This window comes from Blastococcus sp. SYSU DS1024 (assembly GCF_054050795.1).
Window position 1 is genome coordinate 24,930 of sequence record NZ_JBJHAA010000011.1, and the last position, 18,672, is coordinate 43,601.

General features: G+C 76.0%; 18 protein-coding genes. 10 read left to right on the top strand and 8 right to left on the bottom strand.

The window, feature by feature from the left end:
* The first annotated feature begins 116 nt into the window (after positions 1-116).
* Positions 117-1,268, top strand: coding sequence for an Mrp/NBP35 family ATP-binding protein (locus ACI79S_RS11730; RefSeq protein WP_456593610.1), 1,152 nt, complete (start codon positions 117-119; stop codon positions 1,266-1,268).
* Between the two features lie 162 nt (positions 1,269-1,430).
* Here ACI79S_RS11730 and ACI79S_RS11735 read toward each other — a convergent pair whose 3' ends face one another.
* The 4 genes from ACI79S_RS11735 to sigE form a co-directional block, all read right to left on the bottom strand.
* A complete protein-coding gene (locus ACI79S_RS11735) occupies positions 1,431-1,796 on the bottom strand; it encodes a twin-arginine translocase TatA/TatE family subunit (protein ID WP_456593611.1) in 366 nt (121 codons plus the stop codon).
* Positions 1,797-1,856: 60 nt separating this feature from the next.
* Complete coding sequence (locus ACI79S_RS11740) at positions 1,857-3,308, bottom strand: S1C family serine protease (RefSeq protein WP_456593612.1); 1,452 nt, start codon at positions 3,306-3,308, stop codon at positions 1,857-1,859.
* A 104-nt stretch (positions 3,309-3,412) separates the two neighbouring features.
* Positions 3,413-3,982 carry an anti-sigma factor family protein gene (locus tag ACI79S_RS11745; protein ID WP_456593613.1) on the bottom strand — a complete coding sequence of 190 codons (570 nt, stop codon included), beginning with the start codon at positions 3,980-3,982 and terminating at the stop codon, positions 3,413-3,415.
* Between the two features lie 73 nt (positions 3,983-4,055).
* A complete protein-coding gene (gene sigE / locus ACI79S_RS11750; RefSeq protein ID WP_456593614.1) occupies positions 4,056-4,646 on the bottom strand; it encodes an RNA polymerase sigma factor SigE in 591 nt (196 codons plus the stop codon).
* 196 nt (positions 4,647-4,842) lie between these two features.
* Here sigE and ACI79S_RS11755 point away from each other — a divergent pair, with 196 nt between their 5' ends.
* The gene (locus ACI79S_RS11755; RefSeq protein WP_456593615.1) at positions 4,843-5,502 is read left to right on the top strand and encodes an O-methyltransferase; all 660 of its coding nucleotides are present in this window, start codon (positions 4,843-4,845) and stop codon (positions 5,500-5,502) included.
* Between the two features lie 15 nt (positions 5,503-5,517).
* On the opposite strand, the gene glgC is transcribed toward ACI79S_RS11755, so the two are convergent.
* The gene (glgC, locus tag ACI79S_RS11760; RefSeq protein WP_456593616.1) at positions 5,518-6,738 is read right to left on the bottom strand and encodes a glucose-1-phosphate adenylyltransferase; all 1,221 of its coding nucleotides are present in this window, start codon (positions 6,736-6,738) and stop codon (positions 5,518-5,520) included.
* A 129-nt stretch (positions 6,739-6,867) separates the two neighbouring features.
* On the opposite strand from glgC, the gene glgA reads away from it, so the two are divergent.
* The 4 genes from glgA to ACI79S_RS11780 all read left to right on the top strand — a co-directional run bounded on the left by glgA (position 6,868) and on the right by ACI79S_RS11780 (position 11,119).
* The gene (glgA, locus tag ACI79S_RS11765; RefSeq protein ID WP_456593617.1) at positions 6,868-8,040 is read left to right on the top strand and encodes a glycogen synthase; all 1,173 of its coding nucleotides are present in this window, start codon (positions 6,868-6,870) and stop codon (positions 8,038-8,040) included.
* A gap of 222 nt (positions 8,041-8,262) precedes the next feature.
* Positions 8,263-9,225 carry an ABC transporter substrate-binding protein gene (locus ACI79S_RS11770; RefSeq protein ID WP_456593618.1) on the top strand — a complete coding sequence of 321 codons (963 nt, stop codon included), beginning with the start codon at positions 8,263-8,265 and terminating at the stop codon, positions 9,223-9,225.
* Between the two features lie 8 nt (positions 9,226-9,233).
* Entirely contained in the window at positions 9,234-10,328 is a 1,095-nt protein-coding gene (locus tag ACI79S_RS11775) for a FecCD family ABC transporter permease (protein ID WP_456593619.1), read from the top strand.
* Complete coding sequence (locus ACI79S_RS11780; protein ID WP_456593620.1) at positions 10,325-11,119, top strand: ABC transporter ATP-binding protein; 795 nt, start codon at positions 10,325-10,327, stop codon at positions 11,117-11,119. The genes ACI79S_RS11775 and ACI79S_RS11780 overlap by 4 nt, the downstream gene beginning before the upstream one ends.
* 6 nt (positions 11,120-11,125) lie before the next feature.
* Here ACI79S_RS11780 and ACI79S_RS11785 read toward each other — a convergent pair whose 3' ends face one another.
* Both ACI79S_RS11785 and ACI79S_RS11790 read right to left on the bottom strand, forming a co-directional pair.
* On the bottom strand, positions 11,126-11,977 hold the full coding sequence (locus ACI79S_RS11785; RefSeq protein WP_456593621.1) for a 5-oxoprolinase subunit C family protein: 852 nt from the start codon (positions 11,975-11,977) through the stop codon (positions 11,126-11,128).
* Complete coding sequence (locus ACI79S_RS11790; RefSeq protein WP_456593622.1) at positions 11,978-12,586, bottom strand: 5-oxoprolinase subunit B family protein; 609 nt, start codon at positions 12,584-12,586, stop codon at positions 11,978-11,980.
* A 121-nt stretch (positions 12,587-12,707) separates the two neighbouring features.
* On the opposite strand from ACI79S_RS11790, the gene ACI79S_RS11795 reads away from it, so the two are divergent.
* The gene (locus tag ACI79S_RS11795; RefSeq protein ID WP_456593623.1) at positions 12,708-13,916 is read left to right on the top strand and encodes a PP2C family protein-serine/threonine phosphatase; all 1,209 of its coding nucleotides are present in this window, start codon (positions 12,708-12,710) and stop codon (positions 13,914-13,916) included.
* Between the two features lie 260 nt (positions 13,917-14,176).
* On the top strand, positions 14,177-14,905 hold the full coding sequence (locus ACI79S_RS11800; protein WP_456593624.1) for an ANTAR domain-containing protein: 729 nt from the start codon (positions 14,177-14,179) through the stop codon (positions 14,903-14,905).
* Positions 14,906-14,909: 4 nt separating this feature from the next.
* On the opposite strand, the gene ACI79S_RS11805 is transcribed toward ACI79S_RS11800, so the two are convergent.
* Positions 14,910-15,686, bottom strand: coding sequence for a LamB/YcsF family protein (locus ACI79S_RS11805; protein ID WP_456593625.1), 777 nt, complete (start codon positions 15,684-15,686; stop codon positions 14,910-14,912).
* A 52-nt stretch (positions 15,687-15,738) separates the two neighbouring features.
* Between ACI79S_RS11805 and ACI79S_RS11810 the strand changes: the two genes are divergently transcribed.
* Positions 15,739-16,860: a spore photoproduct lyase family protein gene (locus tag ACI79S_RS11810; RefSeq protein ID WP_456593626.1), complete on the top strand. Its 1,122-nt coding sequence runs from the start codon at positions 15,739-15,741 to the stop codon at positions 16,858-16,860.
* A 144-nt stretch (positions 16,861-17,004) separates the two neighbouring features.
* On the top strand, positions 17,005-18,666 hold the full coding sequence (locus tag ACI79S_RS11815) for a SpoIIE family protein phosphatase (RefSeq protein ID WP_456593627.1): 1,662 nt from the start codon (positions 17,005-17,007) through the stop codon (positions 18,664-18,666).
* The last annotated feature ends 6 nt before the right edge of the window (positions 18,667-18,672 follow it).

The following is an 18,672-nucleotide window of genomic DNA, read 5'->3' on the forward strand; positions in this document are numbered from 1 at the left end:
GGGACGGCGACCCCACCCGCCGTACAGTGGCAGGCGACCGATCGCGCGGGTCGCCGCTCCGGCCCCGACCACCGGACGCCGTCGGTCCCCCGCTCGTGAGGAGACAGACGAACACGATGTCCGACCAGCTGACCGGCACGCCGGCGTTCGACGCCGTCAACGCCGCTCTGGCCACCGTCCAGGACCCGGAGATCAACCGCCCGCTCACCGAGCTCGGCATGGTCAAGGACGTGCGGATCGGGCCCGACGGCTCGGTCGCCGTCGAGGTGTACCTGACCGTCGCCGGCTGCCCCATGCGGGAGACCATCACCAACCGGGTCACCCAGGCGGTGGGCGCGGTCCCCGGGGTGACGTCGGTGCAGGTCGCTCTCGACGTGATGAACGACGAGCAGCGCGCCGAGCTGCGGAAGACGGTCCGCGGCACCGACGCCGCGGACCCGGTGATCCCCTTCGCCCAGCCCGGCTCGCTCACCCGCGTCTACGCCGTCGCCTCGGGCAAGGGCGGCGTCGGCAAGTCCAGCGTCACCGTGAACCTCGCCGCGGCCCTGGCCAAGCGTGGCCTCGCGGTGGGCGTCGTCGACGCCGACATCTACGGCCACTCCGTGCCGCGCATGCTGGGCGTCGACGACAAGCCCACCCAGGTCGACAACATGATCATGCCGCCGCAGTCGATGGGCGTGAAGGTCATCTCGATCGGCATGTTCACCCCGGGCAACACGCCGGTCGTGTGGCGCGGGCCGATGCTGCACCGCGCGCTGCAGCAGTTCCTCGCCGACGTCTGGTGGGGCGACCTCGACGTGCTGCTGCTGGACCTCCCCCCCGGCACCGGTGACGTCGCCATCTCCATCGCCCAGCTGCTGCCCAACGCCGAGATCCTCGTCGTCACCACCCCGCAGCTGGCCGCGGCCGAGGTGGCCGAGCGGGCCGGCGCCATCGCCACCCAGACCCACCAGCAGGTCGTCGGCGTCATCGAGAACATGAGCTGGATGGAGCTCCCCGACGGCTCGCGCGTCGAGGTCTTCGGCTCCGGCGGGGGACAGACCGTCAGCGACGCGCTCACCCGCACCCTCGGTGCGCGCGTCCCGCTGCTCGGCCAGATCCCGCTGGACACCCGGCTGCGCGAGGCCGGCGACGCCGGTGCGCCCATCGTGCTCGCCGAGCCCGAGTCGGCAGCGGCGCAGGCCCTGGAGAAGATCGCCGACGGGCTCGCCGTCCGCCAGCGCGGGCTCTCCGGGATGAGCCTCGGGCTCACCCCCGTCAAGCGCTGAGTCATCTGTCGGCCTCCGGACGACGACCGCGGCCAGGAGCCGTCCCCGACCTGCGCTGAGCCGTGCCCAGCTCTCGTCGGGGACCCTCCGGGCCCCGCTCCTCGGCGTGCCCCGCAGGGGGGCTCGACGTAGCTCCTCGGGGACCCTCCGGGCCTCTCGCCGCTACGTGGCGTCGATGTCGAACGGCGGGGGGACGCTGCGGTCGCGCAGCTGCGCGGCGACCACCGTGGCGGCCGTCGCACCGTTCGCCGTGGCGGCGGGTACGCGGACCTCGTCGTCGTCACCCAGCAGCTGCTCGCGGATGAACGTCCGCGGGTGGTACTTGCGCAGGTCGAGGTCCCGCAGGTCGGCGAAGTCGTCGCCGAGGGAATCGTTGACCTGGGTGCGCATGCCGGTGACGGCACCGCGCAACCGCTTGAGCCCGGCGGCGGCCTCGCGCGCCAGGTCGGGCAGCCGCTCGGGCCCGAAGATGAACAGGGCGGCGAGCGCCAGCACGAAGATCTCGCCCCAGCCGATCGAGTCGAACACCGCGCTCCCTGTTCCTCCGGCCGCCAGCGCTACCGGTGGCCAGCGTAGCCGCCGCCGGTCCTAGGCGGCGCCGAGCGTCACCTCGACCGTGCGCGAGCTCCCGCCACGCACGAGCTCGACCGTGACGACGTCACCCGGCTGCCGGGCGTCGACGGCGACGGCCAGCTCCTCGGAGCTGCCGACCGGCGTGTCCCCGACGGCGATGATGACGTCCTCCTCGCGGATGCCCGCCTCGGCCGCGGGGCTGCCCGGCTCGACGTTGACGACCAGGGCGCCGTCGCGGGTGCCGTCGGTGACCGAGCGGGCGTTGACGCCAAGCGTGGCGTGCACGGCCGAGCCGGTGGCGATGAGCTGCTCGACGATCCGCTTCACCGTGTCCACCGGGATCGCGAAACCGAGGCCGATCGACCCGCCGGCGCCGGTCGAGGCGATCGCGGTGTTGATGCCGACGAGCGCCCCGCTCGCGTCGACCAGCGCCCCGCCGGAGTTGCCCGGGTTGATCGGCGCGTCGGTCTGCACCGCGCTGATCACCGCATTGGTGTCGGTGCCCTCGCCGGAGAGCCGGACCGGGCGGTCCAGCGCGCTGACGATCCCGCTGGTGACGGTGCCCGCCAGACCCAGCGGCGAGCCGATCGCCACCACCGGGTCGCCGACCACGACATCACCCGACCGGCCCAGCGCGGCCGTCACCAGGCCGGGCTTCTCCACCTTGACGACGGCGAGGTCGCTGGCCGGGTCGCGGCCCACGATGCGCGCGGCGGACCCGCTGCCGTCGGAGAAGACCGCCCGGATCTCGGCGCCCTCGACGCCGTCTGCACCGGAGATGACGTGGTTGTTCGTGGCGATGTAGCCGTTCTCGCCGTCGATCACGACCCCGGAACCGGTGGCACCGCCCTGGCCGACGCGCACCTCGATCGAGACGACCGCCGGGATCACCGCCTCGGCGATGTCCGACACCGAGCCCTGCTCGCGGGGCGCGCCCGGCTCGACCTGGGCCAGGGTGGTGCCCGGCGTGTAGAGGGGCGCCTCGTCCGCGGCGCGGGTGAGGTACCAGCCGACGCCGCCGCCGACGAGGCCCACGACCAGCAGGCAGAGCACGGCCAGCGTGGTGAGGCGCACGGAGAGGTCCCGCAGCCGCAGCTTGCGGCTGCCACGGGCGTCCACGACGACGGGGCCGGGCTGGCGCTCCTCGTCGTAGACGGCGGGCGCGCCCAGCCCGGCGGGGGACGACGGATCGCGCCAGGGGTCCTCACGGGCGTCGGCCTTCCACCACGGGCCGGTGGCGGTGCGCCGCCGCCCGGGGCGCCCGCCCGGCGGCTCCTGCAGCCCGCCCCGCCCCGGAGCGGGTGGGGCGAAGGCGCGCAGCAGCGCCTCGGGCGGTGGGGGCGGCGCCGGGCGCGGCGGGAGGGTGGGGCGACCGCCGGCGAAGCTGCCGGCCACGTGCTCCGGGCGGCCGAAGGCACCGGCCTGCGCGGGGGTGGGCTGGGGGGCGCGGACCCGGCCGGGCGCCACGCGGGGGGCCGTCTCCTCGTCGAAGGCGCCGGCCTGGCCCTCGGGCCGCGCGTAGGCGGCGTCGCCGGCCTCCGCATCCCCCGGGGCGTCGCGCCGCGTGCTGCTCAGGGGGTGCCGCCCGGGGAGCCGAGGCCACCGGCGGTACCGATGGTCACCGTCCGCAGCACCGGCGGCGCGACCTCGGTGTGCTGCCCGGGCTGCACGGGGTCGGCCGCGGGCGCGCGGCCCTCGTCGGGCGGCAGGGTCAGCGCCAGCGCCGTCACCCCGGCCCCCAGCCCGACGATCGTCCCGGCGACACCCCGGCGGAACCAGCGGTGGCCGGACGACGCGCGCCGGTGCGCCCCCTCGGTGAGATCGACGGAGAAGGCGCCGGAGCTGCCCGTGACCGTCAGCTCCCCGGCCGAGGCGCTCAACCCCCCGGGGCCGGTGCCGGCCCCCGGTACCTCGGCGGTGAAGGGGATGGCGCACAGCCGGGACAGCAGGTCACCGGGCATGGCCACGTCGGCGGAGCCGTGGAGGGCCTCCTTGGCCTCGCGCTGCGCGGCCACGGCCATCCGGCAGGAGGCGCAGCCGGCGAGGTGGCGGGCCGCCCGTCCGGCGGGCCCGGCCGAGAGCTCGCCGTCGACCAGCGCGGCGATCGCCTCCTGGGCCAGGTGGCTCTCCGGGATGCTCACGAGTCCTCCTCGCCGGCGCTCGTCGGCCGCGTCCGCGGCGCTGCTGCGCTCCCCGGTGAGCACGCGAGCCCGCTCACGCCCGCACCTCCCCCGGGACGCCCGGCCGGCGCGGGGCCAGGTGGGCCAGCGCTTCGCGCAGCTGCACCCGCCCCCGGTGAATGCGGCTGCGCACGGTGCCGAGCTTGATGCCCAGCGTGGCGGCGATCTCCTCGTAGGTCAGCCCCTCGATGTCGCAGAGGACGACCGCCACCCGGAACTCCGGGGACAGCGCGTCGAGCGCCGCCTGCACCTGGGGGTCGAGGTGGGTGTCGGCGTAGACCTGCTCCGGGCTCGGCGCGCGGCCCGGCAGCCGCTCGGTGTCGTCGGGCAGCGCGTCGAACCGGATCCGCTGCCGGCGCCGGACCATGTCGAGGAACAGGTTCGTGGTGATCCGGTGCAGCCAGCCCTCGAAGGTGCCCGGCGAGTAGTCGGCCAGCGAGCGGAACACCCGGACGAAGGTCTCCTGCGTCAGGTCCTCGGCGTCCTGGGGGTTGCCCGACAGGCGGTAGGCCAGCCGGTACACCCGGGCGGAGTGGTCGCGGACGACCTGCTCCCAGGACGGCGCCACCCAGCCCTCCTGCTCCGCCGCGGGAGCGGCGGACTGCGGGGCGGTGGCCTCGGGCACACCACCAGGATCGCAGACGGGGCCGCCCGCGACCTCCCCGGCGTCGGCTGGTCCGGGCACGGCACGCTTGAGTCGCACGCCTGGATCAACGGCCGATCGGCACACCCGTGTTCCCGCGCACCGGCACTCCCAGCAGACGCACAGGTGCGCCCGCGCACGCGGCGGTCCCGGTCCCGGGAACTACCCTCGGCCGGTGATGAGCGCCGATCAGCCGCCGCCCGGGGGCGGCACCGACCCGGGCGCCGCCTACGCCGACCGCTTCGCCGCCGAGTCCCCCGAGATGCTGGCCGCCCGGCGCCGCGCCCAGTTCCTGTCCGGGGCGGTCCCGGTGGAGCCCCCGGTGGGCGCCACCCTGGCCGTCCTCGCCGCCACGAGCGGTGCCCGCTCGGTGGTCTCGATCGGCAGCGGTGGCGGGCTGGCCGCGCTGTGGCTGCTGCGCGGCATGCGGCCCGACGGGGTGCTGACCGCGCTGGACGGCGATCCCGAGCAGCTGCGCGCGGCGCGCGCCGCCCTCGCCGAGGCGCGCGTGCCCGCCAGCCGGGCGCGGCTGATCTTCGGCACCCCCGGCGAGGTGCTCCCGCGGCTCTCGCCCGGCGGTTACGACATGGTCTGCTGCGCCGGCCCGCCCCGCGAGTACGCCGAGCACCTCGCCGCGCTGCTCGCCCTGGTGCGGGTCGGCGGCACCCTGACCTGCCACGGGCTGCTCGAGGGCGGCCGGGTCGCCGACCGCACCGCCCGGGACCCCCAGTCGGTGGCCTGGCGGGAGATCGCCCGCACGATCCGGGACGACGAGACCCTGCTGCCCGCCGTCCTGCCGATCGGCACCGGCCTGCTCGTCGCCACCAAGCGCAGCTGACGAGGACGGGCGCCGCTACAGGAAGGCGCGGGCACCCTTGCCGAGCACGGTGATCCCACCGGCGCTGACGTGGTAGCGCTCCCGGTCCAGGTCGTGGTCGAAACCGATCCGCGCACCCGCGGGCACGACGGTGTTCTTGTCCAGGATCGCCCGCCGGACCTGCGCACCCTCCCCGATGTAGGCGCCGTCCATGACGACGCTGTCCTCGACCCGGGCGCCGCGCTCCACCCGGACCCCGGGCGAGATGACGGAGTTGTGCACCGAACCGCCGCCGATGATGGCGCCGGCGCTGACCATCGACTCCTCGGCGCGGCCACCGAGGACGAACTTCGCCGGCGGGAGCTGCGGCGGGAGGGTGTAGATCGGCCAGCGGTCGTTGTAGAGGTTGAACACCGGCGACACCGAGACCAGGTCCATGTGGGCGTCGTAGTACGAGTCGATGGTCCCGACGTCGCGCCAGTAGCCGTGGTCGCGCTCGGTCGCGCCGGGCACCACGTTGGTGGAGAAGTCGTAGACCCACGCCTCCCCCGCCTCGGCCAGCATGGGCATGATCGAACCGCCCATGTCGTGCACCGAGTCCGGGTCCTCCGCGTCGGTGCGCAGCGCCTCGAGCAGGGCGTCGGTGGTGAAGACGTAGTTGCCCATGGAGGCGAAGCTCTCCTCGGGCGAGTCGGGCAGACCGGGCGGGTCGGCCGGCTTCTCCAGGAAGCCGCGCACCCTGCCCTCGGCGTCGGAGTCGATGACGCCGAACTCGGTCGCCTCCCGCCGCGGCACCCGCAGCCCCGCGATGGTGACCCCGGCCCCGGTCTGCAGGTGCTGGTCGAGCATCTGCCGGGGGTCCATCCGGTAGACGTGGTCGGCGCCGAAGACGACGACGATCTCCGGCCGCTCGTCGTAGATCAGGTTCAGGCTCTGGAAGATCGCGTCGGCGCTGCCGGTGTACCAGCGGGGACCGAGGCGCTGCTGGGCCGGTACCGGCGTCACGTAGTTGCCGAGCAGGCTGGACATCCGCCAGGTCTGGGTGATGTGCCGGTCGAGGCTGTGGCTCTTGTACTGGGTGAGCACGGCGATCTGCCGGATGTCGCCGTTGACCAGGTTGGAGAGCACGAAGTCGATGAGCCGGTAGTTGCCCCCGAACGGGACGGCCGGCTTCGCGCGGTCCTGGGTCAGCGGAGCCAGCCGCTTCCCCTCACCGCCCGCCAGGACGATGCCGAGCACCCGTGGACCGCCGCGCATGTCCGCAAGGTAGCGGCTGGGCCGCTCCCCCGCCGCACGCGGGCCCGGCGCCCTCCCGAACGGGTGAGCGCGACCGGCGCCCCGGGCGTGCGACGAGTGGGGAGGACGCCGTCCTCCTAGGGTGACGGCGTGCGCATCGGGATCGTCACGCGAGAGTGGCCGCCGGACGTCTACGGCGGCGCGGGGGTGCACGTCGAGCACCTGGTGTCGGCGCTGCGCGCGCTGCCCGACGGACCGCGGCTCGACGTCCACTGCTTCGGCGGCGCACGGGCGGACGCGACCGCGCACGCCGTGCCCGCCGGGTTGTCCGACGCCAACGGGGCCCTGCAGGCCCTCGGGGTCGACGTCGAGATCGCCGCCGCGCTCGCCGGGGCCGACCTCGTGCACAGCCACACCTGGTACGCCAACACGGCCGGGCTGCTCGCCGCGCTGGTGCACGGCGTGCCGCACGTCGTCACCGCCCACTCGCTGGAACCGCGCCGCCCGTGGAAGGCCGAGCAGCTCGGCGGCGGCTACCGGCTGTCCTCCTGGGCCGAGCGCACCGCCTACCTGGCCGCCGACGCGGTGATCGCGGTGAGCGCGGGCATGCGGGAGGACGTGCTCGCCGTCTACCCCGAGCTGGACCCGGCCCGGGTGCACGTCGTCCACAACGGGGTCGACGCGGAGGCCTACCGCCCGGTGCACGCCCCGGAGGTGGTCCGCGGGCTCGGGGTGGACCCCGACCGGCCGTACGCGCTGTTCGTCGGCCGGATCACCCGGCAGAAGGGGCTCGCGCACCTGCTGGCCGCGGCCGACCAGCTGCCCGCCGACGCCGGTCTCGTGCTCTGCGCGGGGGCGGCCGACACCCCCGCCGAGCGGCAGCAGGTCGCCGACGCCGTCGCCGAGCTGCAGGCCCGGCGCGACGGCGTGGTGTGGATCGAGGCGATGCTGCCGCGCGAGCAGCTGGTGCCGCTGATCACCGGTGCCACGGTGTTCGTGTGCCCGTCGGTGTACGAGCCGCTGGGCATCGTCAACCTCGAGGCGGCGGCGTGCGGCACCGCGGTCGTCGCCAGCGCCGTGGGTGGCATCCCGGAGGTCGTCGACGACGGCCGCACCGGGCTGCTCGTGCCCTACGACGAGGCGGACCCGGCCGGCTTCGCCGCCGGCCTGGCGGCCCGCACCGGCGAGCTGCTGGCCGATCCGGACCGGGCCGCCGCGATGGGCGCCGCCGGCCGGGAGCGGGTGCTCGCGGAGTTCGGCTGGACCGCCGTCGCGGAGCGCACCGTCGAGGTGTACTCGACCGTGCTCGCCGCCCGCGGCTGAGCCGCGCTGGTACCGTGAGCGCCGCCGGCCCGTGTGCCGGCGGCGCATCCCCAGCGAAGTCCGGTGCGACCCCGGTGCTGTCCCGCAACTGTGATGACCACCCGTGGGTGGTCGAGCCAGATCGCCTGCCTGCGCCATGTCACCGACCCTCGCGGCAAGGGTCGCGCATCGGGCGTCGGGCAGCTCGGAGGCGACGCTCGCCGCCTCCACGGGAGGCAACTCGTGCCCCGAACCCACGCCCGGGCGTCCTCGACGGCCCCGCGCCTCGCGCCCACCGCGTCCGCCCTCGCCCTGCTGCTCACCCTCGCCGCCTGCGGCGGTGGTGACACCCCCGCCGGACCGGCCGGCGGATCGGCCGGCGCGGGCACCGATGCCTTCCCGGTCACCGTCACCGGAGACGACGGCGAGCTCACCCTCGAGCAGCGGCCGGAGAACATCGTCTCGCTGTCGGCCACCGCCACCGAGATGCTCTTCGCCATCGGCGCCGGCGAGCAGGTCGAGGCCGTCGACAGCACCTCGGACTTCCCGGCCGAGGCCCCGACGACCGAGCTGTCCGCCTTCACGCCCAGCGCCGAGGCCGTCGCCGCCTACTCCCCCGACCTGGTCGTGCTGAGCGACGACCTCAACGGCATCGTGGACGCGCTCGACCGGCTGGAGGTCCCCACCCTCGTCCTCGGTGCGGCCGAGAGCCTCGAGGACAGCTACGAGCAGCTGGAGACCCTCGGCGAGGCCACCGGGCACCCCGAGGAGGCCGGCGAGGTGGTCGCCGACGTGCAGGAGCGGATCGAGGCGGCGGTCGACTCGGTGCCCGACGACGTCGCCGGCACCCGGGTCTACCACGAGCTGGACCCGTCGCTGTACTCCGCGACGAGCGCCACCTTCATCGGCAGCGTCTACGAGCTCTTCGGCCTGGAGAACATCGCCGACGGCGCGCCGGACGCCGGCGGCGGCTACCCGCAGCTGTCGGCCGAGTACGTCGTCGACCAGGCGCCGGAGCTGATCGTGCTGGCCGACACCGAGTGCTGCGGCGAGAGCGCCGCGACCGTGGCCCAGCGGCCGGCGTTCGACACCGTGCCGGCGGTGCAGGAGGGCCGGATCCTCGAGGCCGACGACGACATCGCCTCCCGGTGGGGCCCGCGTGTGGCCGACTTCACCGAGGCGGTCGCCGAGACGCTGCGGGGCTGACCCGGCGCATGAGCACCACCCAGGGCACCCGGTCCGGTCGCGCGCCGGCCGGACCGGGCGCCGTCCGGTCGCGGCGGTCCGCGGGCCTCGTCGCGGCGGGTGCGGCCGGAACCCTCGTGGCGGTCGCGCTCGTGGGGGTGTGGATAGGTGCGGTGCCGCTGCCCCCCGGCGGTGTCGTCGCCACCCTGCTCGACCGGGCCCTCGGCCCGCTCGGCCTCGAGGTGCCCGGGGCGCTGGCCGGCACCGAGGCCGCGGTCCTGCTCGAGCTGCGGCTGCCCCGCGTGGTGCTCGCGGTGCTGGTCGGCGCCGCGCTCGCCGTCTCCGGCGCGGCCTACCAGGGGGTCTTCCGGAATCCGCTGGCCGATCCGTACCTGCTCGGGGCGGCGGCCGGCGCCGGGCTCGGCGCCACCCTCGTCATCGCCTACGCGCCGGGCGGGTACGTCGGCCCGGTCGGGGTGGTCCCGCTCGCCGCCTTCGCCGGCGCCCTGGTGGGCGTCGGGTGCGCGCTGGCCCTGGGCAGCGCCGCGGGCGGGACGCACGGCGCCTCCCTGCTGCTGGCCGGGATCGCCGTCGCCGCCTTCCTGGCCGCGGCGCAGACCCTCGTGCAGCAGCAGAACACCGACGACCTGCGGGAGGTGTACGGCTGGCTGCTCGGTCAGCTGGGCGGCGCCGACTGGTCCGACGTCGGCCTGGCGCTGCCCTACCTCGCCATCTCGGTGGTGGTGCTGCTGGCCTGCGCGCGCCCCCTCGACGTCCTGGCCGTGGGCGACGACGAGGCGGGCTCCTTGGGCGTGCACCCCGGGCGGCTGCGGCTGCTGGTCATCGCCGCCGCCTCGCTGGCCACCGCGTCGGCGGTCGCCGTCAGCGGCCTCATCGGGTTCGTCGGGCTGGTCGTGCCGCACATCGTGCGCCGGCTGGTCGGTGGGGCGAACTCCCGGGTGCTGCCGGTCTCGCTGCTGGTGGGCGGCGCCTTCCTCGTGCTCGCCGACCTGCTCGCCCGCGTGGTGCTGGCTCCCGCCGAGCTCCCGCTGGGCGTGGTCACCGCCTTCGTCGGCGCCCCGTTCTTCGCCGGCCTGCTGTGGGCGGGGGCGAGGCACCGATGACCACCGACCCGGCGGGCGGCGCACGGATCGAGGTGCTCGGGCTGAGCGCCGGCTACGGACGGCGCCCGGTCCTCTCCTCCGTGCGGTTCACCGTCGCGCCCGGCGGCTGGCTGGGCATCATCGGCCCCAACGGGTCGGGCAAGTCGACGCTGCTGCGCTCGGTGCTGGGCCTGCACGCCCACCACGGCGAGGTGCGCATCGACGGCGTCCCGACCACCGGCATGTCACGGCGGGACCGGGCCCGCCTGCTGGCCTACGCGCCGCAGCTGCCGGTGCTGCCGGAGGGCGTGAGCACCCGGGACTACGTCATGCTCGGGCGCACCCCGCACCGCCCCCTGCTGGCGGCCCCGCGCGACGTCGACCGGGCGGTGGTGGCCGACGTCATGGCCCGGCTGGAGCTGACCGGCCTGGCCGACCGTGCGGTGCTCACCCTCTCCGGCGGGGAGCAGCAGCGCGCCGTGCTCGCGCGGGCGCTGGCCCAGCAGCCGCGGGCGCTGCTGCTCGACGAGCCGACCGCGGCGCTGGACCTCGGCCACGCCCAGCAGGTGCTCGACCTGCTCGACCACCTGCGCCGGCAGGACGGGCTCACCGTGGTGAGCACCCTGCACGACCTGACCCTCGCCGGGCAGTACGCCGACCGGCTCACCCTCCTGGCCGAGGGCAGGGTGGCCGCCGAGGGCGCGCCCGGCGAGGTGCTCACCGCCGCCGCCCTGTCGGCGCACTACGGCGCCCGCGCCCGCATCGTGCCGGGCCCGCACGGCCCGGTGGTGCTGCCGGTGCGTGGTGGTTGATCCCGGTCAGCGCGCCCCGCGGAAGCGGACCACGTCCCCGGGCCGCAGCTGCGCGGCGGCGGGCAGGTCCGCGGTGACGACGACGGCGAGCACCGGGTAGCCACCGGTGACCGGGTGGTCGGCGAGGAACAGCACCGGGGCGCCGTCGGGCGGGACCTGCAGCGCGCCGGGCACCAGCCCCTCGCTGGGCAGCTCCTCGTCGCGGGCCCGCCCGAGCCGGGGGCCGGTCAGCCGCACCCCCACCCGGTCGCTGTCGGCACCGACCGCCCAGGCGGCTGCCAGCAGGGCCGGCCACGCGGCGTCGTCGAGCCAGTTCCGTCGCGGCCCGGGCAGCACCCGCAGCACCGGCCGGTCCGACGGCGTGCCCACGGGTGCGACGTCGACGACCGGCTCCTCCCCCGCCAGCCCGCCGACCGGCAGCTGCGCACCCGTCGTCAGGACGGCCGGCCCGAGGCCGGACAGGGAGTCGGTGCTGCGCGACCCCAGCACCGGGGGGACGTCGACGCCGCCCCGCACGGCGAGGTAGCTGCGCAGGCCGGCGCGCGGGGTGCCCAGCCCCAGCACGGCGCCGGGGCGCAGCGTGGTGGGCGCGGCGAACGGCGCCGGACGCCCGTCCACGACGACCGGCACCGGGGCACCCGTCACCGCCACCAGGAGGGTGCGCTCGGCCCGGACCCGCAGCCCCCCGGCCGTCGCCTCGACGACCGCGGCCGCCGGCGTGTTGCCCACCAGCCGGTTGGCCAGCGCCGCCGCCGACCGGTCCGCGGCGCCCGACCGGGGCACCCCGACGGACGCCCAGCCGGTCCGCCCGGCGTCCTGCACGGTCGCGAACGGCCCCGGGGTCAGCACGGTGAGCACTCAGCCCACCGCCCGGAAGCGGACCGGCGTGCCCGGGGCCAGCAGCGCCGGCGGGTCCCGCCCGACGTCGAAGAGGACCGCGTCGGTGCGCCCGACCAGCTGCCAACCCCCGGGCGACGCACGCGGGTAGACACCCGCGTACGGGCCGGCGAGCGCCACCGACCCGGCCGGCACCCGGGTGCGCGGGGTCACCCGGCGCGGCACGTGCAGCTCCTCCGGCAGCCCGGTCAGGTACCCGAAGCCCGGGGCGAAGCCGCCGAAGGCCACGGTGAGCGCGGTCCCGGTCAGCGCGGCGACGACGGCGTCCGCCGTCCGCCCGGTGAGCCGGGCGACCTCGGCGAGGTCCGGTCCGTCGAAGACCACCGGGAGCACCACGGCCGCGTGCGCCGGTCCCGCCGAGGGTGCGGCGGGGGCCAGCCGGCGCAGGGTGGTCACGTCGTGGTCGGTGACCGGCCGGTCGAGCAGGACGAGGACGGTGCGCGCGGCGGGCACCAGGTCCACCTGCCCCGCCAGCGGGGCGGCGACCAGGGCGGCGTGCAGGCCGGGCACGTCGGCGGGGTGGGCGGCCTCCACCAGCAGCGCGCGATCGCCGTAGGGAAGCGCGCGCACCGCTCCCCCACCCGTGCCCACGCGCCCATGATCGGGCATGCGTCACCCGGGCGCGTGACGGCTCCTCCCGCCGCGCGACTCCGTTCGCCCGGTTCGCATGCCGGTGGGATGCTGGACCGCCGTGACCTCGACGACCCCCTCCGGGCAGGACCCGCTGCGGTCCCTGCTCCGGTCGTCGCACCACTTGAGCGCCGACGAGCTCGGCCCGGTCGTCACCCGGCACGCGGTGCTCCTCGGGGCCCACGCGGCCGTGGTCTACCTGGCCGACTACGAGCAGTCCTCCCTCGTGCCCGTCGGCGGGGCCGGCGTCCCACCGCGCACCCGGCTGACCGTCGACGGCTCGGTCGGCGGGCTGGCCTTCCGCCGGGTCGAGCAGACCCGCTCCCCCGACCACGACGACGACGGGGTGCGTCTCTGGCTCCCGCTGCTCGACGGCGCCGAGCGGGTCGGCGTCCTGGAGCTGCTCTTCGACGATGACCCCCCGGCGGACCAGGACGAGGAGCGCCGGGCCTTCGCCGCGCTGGTCGCCGAGTTGTACGTCACCCGGGACGCCTACAGCGACGTGTTCGCGCGGCTGAGGCGCACCCGGCCGCTGAGCCTGGCCGCGGAGATCCAGTGGGACCTGATCCCGCCGCTGACCTTCGGCACCGAGCGCATCGTCATCTCCGCGGCGCTGGAGCCCGCGTACCAGATCGGCGGGGACACCTTCGACTACGCGGTCAACGGCCCCGTCGCCGACCTCATGGTCCTCGACGCGGTGGGGCACGGCCTGCCCGCGGCGCTGCTGACCACGGTCGCCGTCGGCGCGTACCGCTCGGCCCGCCGGCACGAGCTGTCCCTGCCGGAGATGTCGGCGGCGATCAACGGCGCGATCGCCGGGCAGTTCCCCGGCAGCCAGTTCGCCACCGCGCTGTTGACCCGGCTGGACCTGGAGTCCGGCCGGCTCTCCTGGGTCAACGCGGGGCACGGCTCCCCGCTGGTCGTGCGCGCCGGCGTCCTCCTGCCCGCCCACAGCTGCCGCCCGGACCTGCCGCTCGGGCTGCAGCAGGGGCCCGCCCGGACCTGTGAGGTGCAGCTGCGCCCGGGCGACCGGGTGCTCCTGCACACCGACGGCATCACCGAGGCGCGGTCGCCGGCGGGCGAGTTCTTCGGCGAGGAGCGCCTCGCCGACTTCGTCGTCCGCGCGGAGACGGCCGGCGACCCCCCGCCTGAGACGCTCCGCCGGCTCATGCGCAGCGTGATGGACCACCAGGCAGGCCGGCTGCAGGACGACGCCACCATCGTGCTCGTCGAGTGGCGGACCGGGCGCGAGCACCAGGTGACCCTGTGACGCCGCCGTAGTACACGCCGGCGGTGGAACCGAGGAATGCACCGGTGGCCGACGGGCTGCGTCCGTCGTCGTCGCGGGGTCGGTGGTGGCACTGGAGCACCGTGCTGGCCCCGCCATGCGGGGCTGCTGCTCGTGGTCGAGCCGCTCGTCGCCGCTCGAGGGCTCGGGCACCCGGCGTCGCCGGCCGACTACCTCGAGCGGACCTGGAGCGCACGAGGCGGCCGGGATGTGCGCCGCGCCACACGGACGGACAATCGGGCATGACCATAGGGGGGCGCTTCGACGCCGCTCTGGCGCGGCTGTCCGACCCCGCGCTCGCCGGTCCCGAGGCCCTGCCGCTGCGGCTCAGCCGTGTGTGCACCGAACTGCTCCGGGTCGACGGTGCCGGGCTGGTCCTGGTGGACGGCACCGGTCGCCGGCTCCCGCTGGGCGCCAGCGACCCGGTGGCCGCGAGCGCGGAACGGATGCAGTTCACCGCCGGCGAGGGGCCGTGCGCGACCGCCGAGGTCACCGGCCAGCCGGTGTTCGCCGTCGAGGAGGAGCTGCGCCGCCGCTGGCCGATCTTCGCCGACCTGCTGCTCGGCGGCACCCCCTTCCGCGCGGTCGTCGCCCTCCCCCTGCGCCCGGGCCCCGCCGGCGAGGGGGCCCTCGACCTGTACTTCACGCGGTCGGCCGCCGTCGTGGAGCTCGACGTCTTCGAGGCCGTCGCGGTGGGCGAGCTGGTGAGCTCCGCGCTCAGCGACGCCGCGGTCTGGTCGACCTGGACGCCGGCGGAGGGACCGGACTGGCTGCGCGGCCCGGCACCGCGGCAGCGGGCGGCGGTGTGGGAGGCGGTGGGCAAGCTGGGCGTCGCCCACGACATCGATCCGGAGGAGGCGCTGGCCCTGCTCCGGACCGAGGCCTACACGTCGGGGCGGTCCATGGACGAGATCGCCGCCGCCCTGCTCTCCGGCCGCCGCTCGATGGAGGACCTGCGCCCCGGCGACTGACCGCTCACCCGGTGAACGGGGTGACCGCGAGCCCGGCCCCCTCCAGCGCTGCCCGCACCGACCGCGCGAGCTCCACCGCGCCCGGCGTGTCCCCGTGCACGCACACCGACCCCACCTCGACCGGGACCACGCTGCCGTCCACCGCGACCACGCTGCCCTCGGCGGCCATGCGGACCGCGCGCTCGGCGACCACCTCCGGCTCGTGCACCAGCGCTCCCGCCGACCCGCGCGGCACGAGGCTGCCGTCGGGGGCGTAGCCGCGGTCGGCGAACCCCTCCGCCACGGTCGGCAGCCCGGCCGCCGCGGCGGTGCGCAGCAGCACCGAGCCCGGCAGCCCCAGCACGGTCAGCCCGGCGTCGTAGGCGGCGACCGCCTCGACGACGGCGCGGGCCTGCGCCGCGTGGTGCACCACGGCGTTGTAGAGGGCCCCGTGCGGCTTGACGTAGGAGACCCGCCCCCCGGCCGTCCGGGCCACGCCGTCCAGCGCGGCGAGCTGGTAGAGGACGTCGGCGGCGAGCTCGTCCGGGGCGACGTCGACGAACCGCCGGCCGAACCCGGCCAGGTCGCGGTAGGAGACCTGGGCACCGAGGGCCACGCCCCCGGCCACGGCGGCACCGCACACGCGACGCATCGTGACCGGGTCCCCGGCGTGGAACCCGCAGGCCACGTTGGCGCTGCTCACGACCTCCAGCAACGCGTCGTCGTCGCCCAGCCGCCACACGCCGAACCCCTCCCCCAGGTCGGCGTTGAGATCGATGCGGGGGGTGCCCGGTGCGCTCACCCGCGCAGTCTCGCACCGGAATGGCGGCCGCCCCGCCGGTGCTGCACCCGGCATGGGAGCCGCCGAGCCGCTCACCCTCTTCGACCTCGCCGAGCCGGCCCCGGTGCCGGTGCCGGCCAACTCGCTGCTCCGCGTCCGCCGCATCTACGCCGAGCCGGCGGCGATCGGTTCCGCCCGCGGCCGCCAGGTGCTGGGCCGGTTCCCCGACGCCGAGGTGGTCGAGGTGCCCTCGCACTGGCAGATCCCCGAGCTGCACGGCAACGCCGGGAACGTCGACCGCTGGGTGCGGGTGAAGACCGAGACGCTGGTGCTCGGCGTCCGCAAGGGGCTGGTCACCCGGCCCAACGGCCGCTCGGCGAACTTCATCGCCCCCGGCACGGCCAACGGCTGCGCCATGGCCTGCGCCTACTGCTACGTGCCCCGGCGTAAGGGCTTCGCCAACCCGATCACAGTCTTCACCAACATCGACCAGATCACCGGGCACCTGCGCCGGCACGTGGCGCGGCAGGGCCCGAAGGGCGAGCCCGACCAGTGCGACCCGGTGAGCTGGGTCTACGACATCGGCGAGAACAGCGACTGCTCGGTGGACGCGCTGGTCAGCGACAACGTCGCCGACCTGGTGCGCACCTTCCGCGGCCTGCCGACGGCGAAGGCGTCCTTCGCGACCAAGTACGTGAACCGGCAGCTGCTCGACCTCGACCCGGCCGGTCGCACCCGGCTGCGCTTCTCCGTGATGCCCGAGGACGATGCGCGGGTCCTCGACGTGCGCACCAGCCGGATGGCCGACCGCATCGCCGCCGTCGACGACTTCGTGGCCGCGGGGTACGAGGTGCACCTCAACCTGTCGCCGGTCGTCCTGCGGGACGGCTGGGAGCAGGCCTGGGCCGAGTTGCTGCAGCAACTCGACGACGGCCTGGGCGCCGCGGCCAAGGCCCAGGCCGCCGCCGAGGTGATCCTGCTGACCCACAACGAGGCCCTGCACGAGGTGAACCTCGGGTGGCACCCGACGGCCGAGCAGCTGCTCTGGCGGCCCGACCTGCAGGAGCCCAAGCGCAGCTCCAACGGGCAGGACAACGTGCGCTACCGCGCCGGGATCAAGCGGGCGGCGGTCGCGCGGCTGCGCGAGCTGGTCGCCCGGCACGCGCCGTGGCTGCGCATCCGCTACGCCTTCTGAGCCGCCGCCGCCCGGGAGCGACATGGCGAAATGTCGGCATGGCCACATGTCGACATTTCACGTCGGCACCCTCACCCGTCCTGTGAGACGCTCATCGTGACGGGGCCACTACGTTCCGTCGAGGAACATCGTGCAGGGAGAAGAGTGCCCGAGTCCACCTCAGGTGTACCGGCGGCGACGCTGCTCGCCGCACTGCCCGACACGGTGGTGGTCGCCGATTCCGGCGGCCGGGTGACCTACGTCAACCCCGCGGTCTCCCGCCTGCTGGGCTACTCCCCCGCCGACCTGCTGGGCCGCGACCTGACCGAGATCATGCCGCCGCGGTTCCGGGCCGGGCACAGCGGCCACATCACCCGGTTCCTCACCACCGGCCGGGGCGAGCTGGTCGGCAACACCACCCAGCTCCCGGCCCTGCACGTCGACGGGCACGAGGTCTCCATCGACGTGACGCTGGCGCGCGTCGAGCCCTACCCGGGCGCCGGCCCCGCCGAGTCCTGCATCGTCGGCGTGCTGCGCGACGCCAGCACCACCATCCTCCTCGAGCGGCAGATGCAGGTGAGCCGCTACCTGGCCGCCACGCTGCGGGTGACGGCGGCGCTGACCGAGGCGCCGGACGCCGACGTCGCGTTCGAGCAGCTGCTCCCGACGCTGTGCACGGAGCTGGACTGGGACGCCGCGCTGCTGTGGCAGGCCGACTCCGAGCACGGCCGGCTGGTGCACGCGGGCACCTGGGCCGCGCCGGGCGCGGACGTGCCGGCGCTCGCCGCCGATGCACCCCGCCGGGTGTTCCGCCGCGGCGAGGGCCTGCCCGGCCGCGCGTGGCTGCAGCGGGTCCCGGTGGTCGTGGAGGACCTCGCCACGGATCCGCGAGTGGTCCGCCGGGACGTCGCCCGCGCCGACGGCCTCAGCACCGGCGTCGCGTTCCCGGTCCTCAGCGGCGACACGCTGCTCGCCGTCTGCGAGCTGTTCTCGACGCAGTCCCGGCCCGTGCCCCCGGAGCTGCTGGAGGTGCTCGGGCACGCCGGCCGGCAGATCGGCCAGTTCCTCGCCCGGCTGCGCGCGGAGTCGGTGGTCCGCGACCTGGCCGACACCCTGCAGCGCAGCCTGCTCCCCTCCCTGCTGCCCACCATCCCCGGGGTGGAGCTGGCGGCCCGCTACCGCGCGGGCGGCGACTCCGCGCTCGTGGGCGGCGACACCTACGACGTCACCCCGCTGCCCGACGGACGGTGGATGGTGCTGATCGCCGACGTCTGCGGCACCGGCGCCGAAGCGGCCGCGGTCACGGCGGTCACCCGGCACACCGCCCGCGCCGCGGCCACGGGGAGCCCGGCGGAGATCCTGCGGGCGGTCAACACCGCGCTGCTGCACGAGCAGGGCAGCGCGCCGCTGCGGTTCGTGACCGCCTGCTGCCTGGTGCTGGAGCTGGCGGAGCCGGGCCACCGGGTCCGTCTCGCCGTCGCCGGGCACCCGCTCCCCGTCGTCTCCGATGCGGACTGCGACGCCCGTCCGGTCGGTACCGCAGGCCCGCCCCTGGGCATCGACGCCGAGGTCGAGCTCACCGAGACCACGCTCCACCTGCCGCCCGGGTCGACCCTGGTGCTCTACACCGACGGCGTCACGGAGGCACGAGACGACGCCGGGCGGCAGTTCGGCGAGGACGCGCTGCTGCGGGTCGTCGCCGGCGCGCCGGTCGCCGACCCGGAAGCGGTCGTGGGTGCGATCTCGGCCGCGGTCGAGGCACAGCTGGCCGGCTCCCGGTACGAGCCCGACGACCTCGCCGTCCTGGCGCTCGCCGTCCCGCGCTGAGGGCCC